The sequence below is a fragment of the Streptomyces sp. NPDC030893 genome (assembly GCF_055571535.1).
Window position 1 is genome coordinate 729343 of the sequence record NZ_JBVIFC010000001.1, and the last position, 10265, is coordinate 739607.

At 72.0% G+C, this 10265-nt stretch carries 11 protein-coding genes; 5 read left to right on the plus strand and 6 right to left on the minus strand.

The window, feature by feature from the left end; genetic code table 11:
- Window positions 1–89: 89 nt before the first annotated feature.
- Window positions 90–911, minus strand: a complete 822-nt coding sequence (locus tag ACZ434_RS03195; RefSeq protein WP_468451199.1) for a serine hydrolase domain-containing protein — start codon at window positions 909–911, stop codon at window positions 90–92.
- Window positions 912–929: 18 nt separating this feature from the next.
- The gene (locus ACZ434_RS03200; protein ID WP_468451201.1) at window positions 930–1400 is read right to left on the minus strand and encodes a GNAT family N-acetyltransferase; all 471 of its coding nucleotides are present in this window, start codon (window positions 1398–1400) and stop codon (window positions 930–932) included.
- A 94-nt stretch (window positions 1401–1494) separates the two neighbouring features.
- On the opposite strand from ACZ434_RS03200, the gene ACZ434_RS03205 reads away from it, so the two are divergent.
- The 3 genes from ACZ434_RS03205 to ACZ434_RS03215 all read left to right on the plus strand — a co-directional run bounded on the left by ACZ434_RS03205 (window position 1495) and on the right by ACZ434_RS03215 (window position 3694).
- On the plus strand, window positions 1495–1974 hold the full coding sequence (locus ACZ434_RS03205) for a MerR family transcriptional regulator (protein ID WP_468451203.1): 480 nt from the start codon (window positions 1495–1497) through the stop codon (window positions 1972–1974).
- Entirely contained in the window at window positions 1971–2987 is a 1017-nt protein-coding gene (locus ACZ434_RS03210; RefSeq protein ID WP_468451205.1) for an aldo/keto reductase, read from the plus strand. Before ACZ434_RS03205 ends, ACZ434_RS03210 begins: the two co-directional genes overlap by 4 nt.
- 191 nt (window positions 2988–3178) lie before the next feature.
- Window positions 3179–3694: a hypothetical protein gene (locus ACZ434_RS03215; RefSeq protein WP_468451207.1), complete on the plus strand. Its 516-nt coding sequence runs from the start codon at window positions 3179–3181 to the stop codon at window positions 3692–3694.
- Between the two features lie 47 nt (window positions 3695–3741).
- On the opposite strand, the gene ACZ434_RS03220 is transcribed toward ACZ434_RS03215, so the two are convergent.
- The 4 genes from ACZ434_RS03220 to ACZ434_RS03235 all read right to left on the minus strand — a co-directional run bounded on the left by ACZ434_RS03220 (window position 3742) and on the right by ACZ434_RS03235 (window position 7638).
- Window positions 3742–4665, minus strand: coding sequence for a helix-turn-helix domain-containing protein (locus ACZ434_RS03220; protein WP_468451209.1), 924 nt, complete (start codon window positions 4663–4665; stop codon window positions 3742–3744).
- Between the two features lie 96 nt (window positions 4666–4761).
- Window positions 4762–5610 carry a DUF4429 domain-containing protein gene (locus ACZ434_RS03225; RefSeq protein WP_468451211.1) on the minus strand — a complete coding sequence of 283 codons (849 nt, stop codon included), beginning with the start codon at window positions 5608–5610 and terminating at the stop codon, window positions 4762–4764.
- 66 nt (window positions 5611–5676) lie between these two features.
- Window positions 5677–6894 carry an alpha/beta hydrolase gene (locus ACZ434_RS03230; RefSeq protein ID WP_468451213.1) on the minus strand — a complete coding sequence of 406 codons (1218 nt, stop codon included), beginning with the start codon at window positions 6892–6894 and terminating at the stop codon, window positions 5677–5679.
- 54 nt (window positions 6895–6948) lie between these two features.
- Entirely contained in the window at window positions 6949–7638 is a 690-nt protein-coding gene (locus ACZ434_RS03235) for a TetR family transcriptional regulator (protein ID WP_468451215.1), read from the minus strand.
- Window positions 7639–7750: 112 nt separating this feature from the next.
- On the opposite strand from ACZ434_RS03235, the gene ACZ434_RS03240 reads away from it, so the two are divergent.
- Both ACZ434_RS03240 and ACZ434_RS03245 read left to right on the plus strand, forming a co-directional pair.
- The gene (locus ACZ434_RS03240) at window positions 7751–9370 is read left to right on the plus strand and encodes an MFS transporter (RefSeq protein ID WP_468451217.1); all 1620 of its coding nucleotides are present in this window, start codon (window positions 7751–7753) and stop codon (window positions 9368–9370) included.
- Window positions 9371–9609: 239 nt separating this feature from the next.
- Complete coding sequence (locus ACZ434_RS03245; RefSeq protein WP_468451219.1) at window positions 9610–9918, plus strand: small hydrophobic protein; 309 nt, start codon at window positions 9610–9612, stop codon at window positions 9916–9918.
- The last annotated feature ends 347 nt before the right edge of the window (window positions 9919–10265 follow it).

The window sequence follows — 10265 nt, forward strand, 5'->3', positions numbered from 1 at the left end:
GGTCCCCGCGTGATCATCGGGTGCAGCATAAGGCGCGCCACCGACAACGTATCCACAGGATTTTCACGGGGAGTTCACGGCGGGCGGGGTCAGCCGCGCAGTTCCGCCAGCACCGCGTCCGTGAACGGCGGCCACGCCTCGACCGCCCACGGCCCGAAGGCCCGGTCGGCGAGCGCCACGCACGCCGCGCCCGCGTCCGGGTCGATCCACAGGAACGTGCCCGACTGGCCGAAGTGCCCGAAGGTGCGCGGCGACGACGACGCGCCCGTCCAGTGCGGCGACTTGGCGTCACGGATCTCGAAGCCGAGGCCCCAGTCGTTGGGGTTCTGGTGGCCGTACCCCGGCAGGACGCCCTTGGTGCCCGGGTACTGCACGGTCATCGCCGCCGCGACCGTGCGCGGGTCCAGCAGGCGCGGGGCCTGCACCTCGGCGGCGAACCGCAGCAGGTCGTCCACCGTGGAGACGCCGTCCTTCGCCGGGGAGCCCTCCAGCGTGGTCGCCGTCATCCCCAGCGGCTCCAGCACCGCCTGCCGCAGATACTCGCCGAACGGGATGTCCGTCGCCTTCGCGACATGGTCCCCGAGCTGTTCGAACCCGGCGTTGGAGTACAGCCGCCGCTCACCCGGCGCCGAGGTCGTCCGGTGCTCGTCGAAGGCCAGCCCCGAGGTGTGCGCGAGCAGGTGCCGCACCGTCGAGCCGTCCGGGCCCGCCGCCTCGTCCAGCTCGATCGCGCCCTCCTCGTACGCCACCAGCACCGCGTACGCCGCGAGCGGCTTGGTGACCGAGGCCAGCGGGAAGCGGTGGCCGGCCGGCCCGTGGGTGCCCGCGACGGTGCCGTCCGCCCGTACGGCACCCGCCGCGACGGTGGGAACCGGCCAGTTCTCGATCAACGCCAGACTCTTCAACGACATGCTTCCGAGACTAAGCGCTCACAGCCTCAGCTCCAGCAACGGGTCGGGCCGGGGACGGAAGCCCAGGGAGACGTACAGCGGTTCGGCCTGCGAGGACGCCGTGAGCCGGACCCGCCGGACGCCACGCCCGCGGAACCACTCCAGCAGCGCCTCCACACACGCCCGCGCGTACCCCCGGCGGCGCGCGTCCGGGTCGGTGGCGACGCTGAACACGTACCCGTCCATGCCGTACGGGTTGCGCGCACCGCCGATGCGGTAGTCGACCGTGCCGGCCACCAGCGCCGCGAGCGCGCCCGGCCGCTGCGGATGGTCGACGACGAACGCGGCGAAGTCCCCGTCAGGTTCGGACAGTCTGGCGCGCAGCACCGGCAGGGACACGGTGTGCCAGGCGGTGGACGGGTCGGAGCGGGCCACCGAGTCGATCATCACCTGACGCAGCCGGAGCACTTCCTCCGCGTCCCCGGGCGTGGCACGGCGTACTGGGGTCATGCCCGCACGGTAACCGGACACCGCCGCCGCGCACCGCTCGTTTCCCGCCTGCGCCGCTTGCCTGGAGTGCACTCCAGCGTTCTAGCGTGGGGGCATGACGGTGACGGAGACCGAGACGACGGAGACGACAGGACCCGGCGCCGACGACTGCGCCGGACCGCCGCAGGGGAACCGCCGGCCGGACGGCCAGGACAGGTACACGATCAGCGAGGTCGTCGCCCTCACCGGGCTGACCGCGCACACCCTGCGCTGGTACGAGCGCATCGGGCTGATGCCGCACATCGACCGTTCGCACACCGGCCAGCGGCGCTACAGCAACCGCGACCTCGACTGGCTCGGCCTCGTCGGCAAGCTCCGCCTGACCGGGATGCCGGTCGCGGACATGGTGCGCTACGCGGAACTGGTCCGCTCCGGCGACCACACCTACACCGAGCGCTTCGAGCTGCTCCAGCGGACCCGCGAGGACGTACTGTCCCGGATCGCCGAGCTCCGGGGCACGCTCGCCGTACTCGACCGGAAGATCGGCTTCTACGCGGACGCGGGGCGGGCCCTGGCGTCGGAGGGAACACGATGACGGACGGCAGGATCGCGACGGCGGCACTGGGCGAGGGCGGCCCCGGGGTGGGGGTGCAGGGCCTCGGCTGCATGGGCATGAGCTTCGCCTACGGCCCCGCCGACGCGGACACCTCCCGCGCGACCCTCGAACGGGCGCTGGAACTCGGCGTCACGCTGTACGACACGGCCGACGCGTACGGCGACGGCGACAACGAACGCTTCCTCGCACCGTTCTTCAAGGCGCACCGGGACGAGGTGGTCGTCGCCACCAAGTTCGCCCTGTCGATCCCGCCGGACGAGCCGCACCGGCGGATCGTCCGCAACGACGCGCCCTACATCCGCCAGGCCGTCGAGGCGAGCCTGAAGCGCCTGGACGTCGACGTGATCGACCTCTACTACATGCACCGGCGCGATGTGGACGTGCCGGTCGAGGAGAGCGTCGGGACCATGGCCGAGCTGGTGCGCGAGGGCAAGGTCAAGCAGCTGGGCCTGAGCGAGGTCACCGCCGGCGAACTGCGCGCCGCGCACGCCGTGCATCCGATCGCCGCCGTGCAGTCGGAGTGGTCGCTGTTCAGCCGGGACATCGAGGCGAAGGTGGTGCCGGCCGCGCGCGAGCTGGGCGTGACCCTGGTCCCGTACTCGCCGCTCGGCCGCGGATTCCTGACCGGCTCCTTCACCGACGCCGACCGGGACCTCACCGCGGACGACTTCCGCCGTCTGATGCCCCGCTTCACGGGCGACAACGCGGCGGTCAACGCGGCCCTGCTGGCCCCGGTCCGCACTGTCGCCGCCTCCCACGGCGCCACCCCCGGCCAGATCGCCCTGGCCTGGGTCCACCAGCAGGCGGACCTCCACGGCCTGGCGGTCGTCCCCATCCCGGGCACCCGCAGGCCGGACCGGGTGGAGGAGAACACGGCGGCGGCGCGCATCACCCTGACCGAGGAGGAGCTGGCCCTGCTGGACCCGATCGCCGCCGGTGTCGCGGGCACGCGTTACGCGGACATGGCGTTCACCTCCGCGGGCCGGGAGTAGGGCGCACAGGCGAACGGTGCCCGGCGGAGGCGTGCCGGCACGGCCGCGCGCCTTCGCGCTTGACGATCAGCGCCAGGAAGCGGCCGGTCGATTGATCATGGGCGCCAGGGTTCCCGCCGCGGCTCCGCACGGCGCCCGGCGATGTCATCGTCGTGCTGCCGATGACACCCGACACCGACGGAGGCACACCCATGCGCATGCGCAGCATGGCCGCGGCGCTCACGACCGCGGCGACGCTCGCGGCAGGAGCCCTTCTCCCCCTCGCCACGGCCGCCCCCGCCCAGGCGTACAGCCCCAACCCGATGACGTACATCAACAGGCAGGTCACGGACAACTGCCCGTGCACCTACGGGGACCTGATCGACGGCACGTACTTCCAGCAGGACGTGGGCGGCACGGCCGTCAAGATCCTGGGCACCGGGACCAAGGCGTCCGACATCGTGGGCAAGGTGGAGTTCCACCCGCTGGGCGAGAAGCTCTGGATCTACGACACGAAGAACGACGGCGACGCGCTCTACGCCCAGGTCCAGTACCAGATCGACGGATCGTCGAGAGCGACGCCTCTCTACAAGGCCCCCGGCACGACCAAGACGGTCGACGTCCGGACCGTCGACCTGAGCCTTCCGGAGGGAACCTTCGTCACGGTGCTCTGGTACGACGACGCGGACGGCAAGGACCTGATAGCCGTCAGCAGGGGCCGGGCCTGACCGCGGCCCCCGAAGGCGTCCGCCCGGGTACGGGGGCCCGGGCGGGCTCAGCCCGTCGCGCCCAGGGCCTGCCGCCGGTAGTCGCCCGGCGGCATTCCGTGGGCCTCGCGGAAGGCCCTGCTGAAATGGGCCGGCGACGTGAAACCCCAGCGGCCGGCGACGGAGCGGACGGTGACCGGGCGCAGCGCGGGGTCGGCGAGGTCCCGGCGGGCCGCCTCCAGCCGGCCGGCCCGGATCAGACCCGCCACCGTCTCCTCCTCGGCCTCGAAGAGACGGTGGAGCTGACGGGTGGACAGGTGGTGGGCGGCGGCGACGGTGGCGGGGGAGAGCGCCGGGTCGTGCAGGTTGCGCCGTATGTGTTCGCGGACGTGGGTCACCAGGGCCCGACCGCGGGTCGCGTCCGGGATCCCGTGCGGGGCCTCTGCTTCGTGGGCCAGCATCCCGGCCACCAGGTCGACCAGCAGCGCGCCGAGCCGACCACTGTCCGAGGGACGGTAGCCGCCCTCCTCGCCGTAGAGCTGGGTCAGGGCCTGGGCGACCAGCAGCCCGAAGCCGCGCCGGCCGGACAGGCGCCGCCCGAGCAGCAGGTCGGTGCGCGTGCGGAGCGCGGGAGACAGCGGGACCAGCGCCTTGGGGATCTCCAGCCCGATGCCCATGAACGGCGTGTCCCCGAACGGCGAGGTGACTTCGCAGGGCCGGGACACGTCGAGCACGTACAGATCGTGGGCGCGGTGGGTGTCGCTGACGCCCGCCTGCCGGGTGCTCAGGGGAACACTGCCGGGCAGCACCAGGGTCAGGTGGTAGTGCTCCGGGTCGGAGCTGCGGATGTCGACGGGTCTTCGCCGGTAGTGACTGGGCCGGAACTCGGTGCGCCACACGAGCAGCGGGCCGATGTGCAGCGTGTGCTGGACCGCCGTGAAGTCCTCGGGCCGGTCGCACACGATCTCCATCGGCGCGATGGTGCGGTTCATCGATTCCCGCCACGCGTCGAAACGTTCCTCCCGACGTAGGTCCGCGGTACGGAACACCGTTCCGGGCAGCACGAATACCGAGCCTCCTCAACGGTCCTACAGCTCCGCCAGCAACTCCGCCTTCTTGACGGAGAACTCCTCGTCCGTCACCAGCCCGGCCTGGTGCAGCTCCCCCAGGTGCCGGATCCGCTCGGCGATGTCCGCCGGGTCACGGCGCGCACGCCCCGCGGACACCGCCGGCACCGGCGCGCAGTTGCGCACCGCCGCCAGCACCGCCGCGGCGAACGGCAGCGACTCGTGCACGGGCCCGTACCCCAGCCCGAACACCACCGCCGCCGGGTCCTGGTCGGCCTGTCCCGGCGCCGGCGCCCCGTCCCGCGGCAGCAGCCGCAGGTGCCCTTCGAAGACCTCGGGCGAGCGCCACTCCACCCCGCTCAGCTCACCGATGGCGAACCGCTGGTCCCCGGCCTTCCACTTGGCCGACGACGCGCCCGTCCAGAACCAGCGGAAGGACACCGCCGTACCGTCGAAGGCGGCCTTGCCGTCGTACGCCTTGAACTGCAGCGGGGCCTCGGGCGCGGCCACCAGATGGCGTTCGGCGGGCCCCGACTCGGTGAGCTGGGCGCGCAGTTCGTCGGCGTAGTACTCGGCGAGCGTCTCGCGCTCGGCGGGCAGCACCAGCCGGTAGGGGTCGCTGCTCTCCTTCAACTGCCCGCCGGCCGCCTCCAGGAGGGGGTCCGCACCGGGCCGCAGCTCGGCGCGGAGCACCACGGTCCCGCGCCTGCCGGGCGTGAGGGTCACCCCCTCGATCGCCTCCAGCGGCACCCGCCGCTCCCCGAGTGCCTGGAACAGCTTGGGTGTTCGAATCCCTCGCTCGTAACGGATGAGCACGGAGTCGGACCCGAACTCCCAGGCGGCATGAAATCCAGCCAGTACGTCACCCATGCGGCTCATCGTATGCGGCACGAGCTTCTCCGTCCCCTCCCCACGCATACCGCAGTATCTCCGCTTCTACGCGCGTCCGATAGGTGTCGTAACGGACAAACCCGCTCGGCAGGCGTCGTCTTCGTGCGCACAGGAAACCGCGCGGTATGCGCCAACACCGATCTCCGCGAAGTTCCGCACGCTGTCCGTCCCCGGTACGAAGTACCCGGCGTGTCCCTTCGCCTCCCGTGCCGACAGCACCCGCGCCCCGAACGCGGCGGTGACCGGGTCGGCCCCGTGGCCCAGGCCGCCGAACTCCAGGTAGGGCACGTCCTGGATCCAGTCGTCGGCGTCCCGCATCGCCCACACCCGCGCGGTGGTGTCCAGCTCGGCGACCTTCTCCGCCCGCATGCCGGGGCTGCCGGCCACCGCGATGTCCGCCACCCGCTCCGGCAGGCGGTGCGCGCCGATCCCGCACACCACGGAGCCGTAGCTGTGGCAGAACAGCGAGACCGGCGCCTTCCCGGGCAGTCCGCGCAGCATCCCGTCCAGCCGCCGGGCCCCGTCCTCGGCGCGCATCGCCATGGCCGCGTCCATGCCGAGTCCGCTGGGGGCCGTGTAGTCGGCCCAGGCGATCACGGCCGTACGGGTCGTGGGGGCGGTGGCGCGCTCCGCCGCGTACAGGGACCTCGCCATGCCGACGGGTGCCGAGTACTGGCGGTCCGTGCGCTGGAAGGTGAGCAGGTCGGTGTCGGCACCGGGTACGACGACCGAGACCCGCTCGGCCCGGGGCAGGTCGCCGAAGACCTCGGCGACCCGGCCGGAGCCCGAGGGGTCGAAGGCGAGGATGTGCCGGCCGGGGTGCATCAGTGCCTCGAAGCGGTCCAGTCTGCGGGCGGCGTGCCGCTGGCCCGACGCCGTGAGACGGCTGTCGTACACGCGTTCGAGTTCGATGTCGCGGGCCTGCCCCAGCGCGATGCGGTTGGCGCGGTAGCGCAGCTCGACCGGCGCGCCGTTCATGTTGCCGACCGCCAGGGAATAGCGGTGGGCGAGATGAGCCCGCTGCCCCTCGGTGAGGGAGGCGAAGAACCGGGCCAGCCGCGCGGGCGCCGACTCCGGATCGGGCAGCCGGTGACCGGCTATCCGTCCCTTCTCCCACGCGTCGATCGATGCCTGGAGCGGAGCGGGGTGGCGCTGGTGGCGCAGCGCCGTCCAGCCGGTGGTCGCCAGCATCACGAAGACGACGGCGAGCGCGAGCAGCGCGCGCCAGACGTTCAGTTGCGGGGAGGTGTCGAAGGAAGTCACTGAAAGGACACACTAGGAGAACGGGAGTGTCTCGGGTGAACCAAGTGACCGGTATCACGTTTCGGTGCGTCGCTCCGGGGATCCGCCCGTACGCCAGTTCCCCGCGAGCGCCGGGCCCACATGGTCGAGGCAGGTCGTCATCAGCTCCCGCATGGCGTCGGCGCTGAAGTCGTCCCCGGCCGACCAGCGCCGCTCCGCCACGCGGACCACCCCGCCGAACGCGGCCACCAGGATCCTCGGCCGGGGATCCGCGTCCACGTCGAGCCCCTCGCGTTCGGCGATGGCGCGCGCCAGCTCCTCCTCCAGCTCCGTCGCGCGGCGCAGATGGGCGGCGAGCAGGGCGGGCGTGGACTCGATCACCCGGTGGACCCGCAGGTGCAGGTCGAGCGGGACCAGCCGCTCCACGGCCTCGTTGATGCCGTCCCAGCTGTCCAGCACGGCCCGGCGCAGCACCTCCAGCGGCGCCTCGCCCGGCGGGCGCTCCCGTACCGCGTCGAGGACGTGCGACTCCGCGAGCCGCGGGACGAAGAGCGCCACCTCCTCCTTGCTGGCGAAGTAGCGGAAGAAGGTGCGCTGCGAGACGTCGACGGCCGCCGCGATGTCGTCGACGGTCGTCCCCTCGTACCCGCGCGTGGCGATCAGTTCCAGTGCGGCCCGGACCAGCGCGTCCCTGGTGCGCTGCTTCTTGCGCTCCCGCAGACCCGGCCGCGGCGGCGTGCCCACGGCGGTCCCGACCGTCTCCATCGTGTCTCCTCTGAACTGTTTCTCCAGCTCAGGCTATACGCGGATGTCGTGTCAGTGACTGCCTGGTGAATTGGTTTGTCAACTGTCAGTCGCTGACATTAGCCTCCGACGTATGACTAGTCAGACCACCATCGACAAGGCGGGATCGGGGGACGGGCCCCCGTCCGCCCCGTCGGACGCGACGCCGGGCAAGGGGCTGCGGGGGCACCCCTGGTTCACGCTCGTGACCGTCGCCGTGGGGGTCATGATGGTGGCCCTGGACGGCACCATCGTGGCCATCGCGAACCCGGCCATCGCCGCGGATCTCGGGGCCAGCTGGTCCGATCTGCAGTGGATCACCAACGCCTACTTCCTCGCCCTCGCGGTCTCCCTGATCACCGCGGGCAAGCTCGGTGACCGGTTCGGCCACCGGCAGACCTTCCTCATCGGCGTGGCCGGCTTCGCCGCGTCCTCGGCCGCCATCGGACTGTCCCAGGGCATCACGATGGTCATCGTCTTCCGGGTCTTCCAGGGCCTCTTCGGCGCGCTGCTGATGCCGGCCGCGCTCGGGCTGCTGCGGGCCACCTTCCCGGCCGAGAAGCTCAACATGGCCATCGGCATCTGGGGCATGGTCATCGGTGCCTCCACCGCCGGCGGCCCGATCCTCGGCGGCGTCCTCGTCGAGCACGTCAACTGGGAGTCGGTCTTCTTCATCAACGTGCCGGTAGGCGTTCTCGCCGTCGCCCTCGGCGCGTGGATCCTGCTCGACCACCGCGCGGAGAACGCCCCGCGCTCCTTCGACATCCTCGGCATCGTGCTGCTGTCCGGTGCGATGTTCTGTCTCGTGTGGGCCCTGATCAAGGCGCCCGAGTGGGGCTGGGGCGGCGGCTCGACCTGGACGTTCATCTCCATCGCGGTCGGCCTGTTCGTGGGCTTCGCCGTCTGGCAGACGCAGGTGCGCGAGCCGCTGATCCCGCTGGCGCTGTTCCGGTCCGTGCCGCTGTCCGCGGGTGTGGTGCTGATGGTCCTGATGGCCATCGCCTTCATGGGCGGCCTGTTCTTCGTCACCTTCTACCTGCAGAACGTGCACGGGATGAGCCCCATCGACGCCGGTCTGCACCTGCTGCCGCTCACCGGCATGATGATCGTCGGCTCGCCGCTCGCCGGTGTGATGATCACCAAGGTCGGTCCGCGTATCCCGCTGGCCGGCGGCATGACCCTCACCGCGCTGTCCATGTACGGCATGTCCACGCTGGAGACGGACACCGGCAGCGGTGTGACGTCGCTTTGGTTCGCCCTGCTGGGCCTCGGCCTCGCCCCCGTCATGGTCGGCGCCACCGAGGTCATCGTGGGCAACGCGCCGCTGGAGCTGTCCGGTGTCGCCGGCGGCCTCCAGCAGGCCGCCATGCAGATCGGCGGCAGCCTCGGCACGGCGGTGCTGGGCGCGGTGATGGCCTCCAAGGTCGACGGGGACCTGCCGGGCAACTGGGCGGAGGCCGGACTCCCGCCGCTCAGCCCGGAGCAGACCGAAGCGACCGCCGAGGCCGTCCAGTTCGGTATCGCGCCGGTCTCCCCGGACATGCCGCCGGAGATCGTCCAGAAGATCACCGAGGTGTCGCACGACACCTTCATGTCCGGCATGGGCCTGGCGTCCCTCACGGCCGCCGGGGTCGCCGTGGTGGCGATCCTCGTCGCCTTCCTCACCAAGCGCGGTGAGAACGCGGAGGCCGGCGCGGGCGTCGGCCACATCTGACGGACCGTTCCGTCCCCGGTTTCCCTCGTCAGGGTGAACCGGTGCGGTGATCCCTCCCCTCGGCAGGGCCCCGCAGGTGACAGTGGGTCAAGTCCTCCGCAGGGCATGGAGGACACCGGTCGCGGCGCGCTGCCGGAGGGGGGCAGCGCGCGGCGGTGGACCGTCTTCCCGGGCGTACGGGGTGAATTCACCGCGGAGGCGGGGGTACCCGTCATCTCGACGAACCCTCCAGGGAGTTGATGATGGCGAGCTTTGGACACGGAACGCGCAGGCACCCCCGTACACGTGGCCGGACGGGGTCACGGTCCGGGCCGGATCGCGCGACGCTCGGGATCATCGGAGCCATCTGCGCGGTCGCCGGTTTCTTCGTGCTGGGGATCGTCCTCGGCCCGGTGGCGATCGTCTGCGGCTGGCTCGCCATGGGCCGCAGCTGGGCGGGTTCCCGCTCGGTGCCGGCCCTGATCGCCCTGATCCTGGGCGCCATCGACACGCTCCTGGCCATCATCTTCCTGGCCGGAGCGACGGGCCCGGGCTACGGCATGTTCTGACCCGCCCCCGCCCGGCCGAGCCCCCGACACCACGCCGGGGGCTCACCCCTGCGCCCGACGCGGTCACTGTCCGCCGCCCGGCACGCCGTCGCTTCGCACGCCCGCTGCCTTGCCTGCTAGCCGTCTGCCCACTCCACCGCCCCGCACAAGCACCCTGCAACCCGGTCACCGCCCCGCACGGCACCCTGCAACCCGGTCACCGCCCCGCGCCGCGGTCACCGTTCCGTGCTGCGGTCGCCGCCCCGCGCCGTGGTCACCGTTCCGTGCTGCGGTCGCCGCCCCGCGCCGTGGTCACCGTTCCGTGCTGCGGTCGCCGCCCCGCGCCGTGGTCACCGTTCCGTGCTGCG

Coding starts and splice junctions, on each gene's coding strand:
- ACZ434_RS03195 (WP_468451199.1), bottom strand. CDS start 911: ATGTCGTTGAAGAGTCTGGCGTTGATCGAGAACTGGCCGGTTCCCACC.
- ACZ434_RS03225 (WP_468451211.1), bottom strand. CDS start 5,610: ATGGGTGACGTACTGGCTGGATTTCATGCCGCCTGGGAGTTCGGGTCC.
- ACZ434_RS03215 (WP_468451207.1), top strand. CDS start 3,179: ATGCGCATGCGCAGCATGGCCGCGGCGCTCACGACCGCGGCGACGCTC.
- ACZ434_RS03220 (WP_468451209.1), bottom strand. CDS start 4,665: ATGAACCGCACCATCGCGCCGATGGAGATCGTGTGCGACCGGCCCGAG.
- ACZ434_RS03240 (WP_468451217.1), top strand. CDS start 7,751: ATGACTAGTCAGACCACCATCGACAAGGCGGGATCGGGGGACGGGCCC.
- ACZ434_RS03205 (WP_468451203.1), top strand. CDS start 1,495: ATGACGGTGACGGAGACCGAGACGACGGAGACGACAGGACCCGGCGCC.
- ACZ434_RS03200 (WP_468451201.1), bottom strand. CDS start 1,400: ATGACCCCAGTACGCCGTGCCACGCCCGGGGACGCGGAGGAAGTGCTC.
- ACZ434_RS03235 (WP_468451215.1), bottom strand. CDS start 7,638: ATGGAGACGGTCGGGACCGCCGTGGGCACGCCGCCGCGGCCGGGTCTG.
- ACZ434_RS03245 (WP_468451219.1), top strand. CDS start 9,610: ATGATGGCGAGCTTTGGACACGGAACGCGCAGGCACCCCCGTACACGT.
- ACZ434_RS03210 (WP_468451205.1), top strand. CDS start 1,971: ATGACGGACGGCAGGATCGCGACGGCGGCACTGGGCGAGGGCGGCCCC.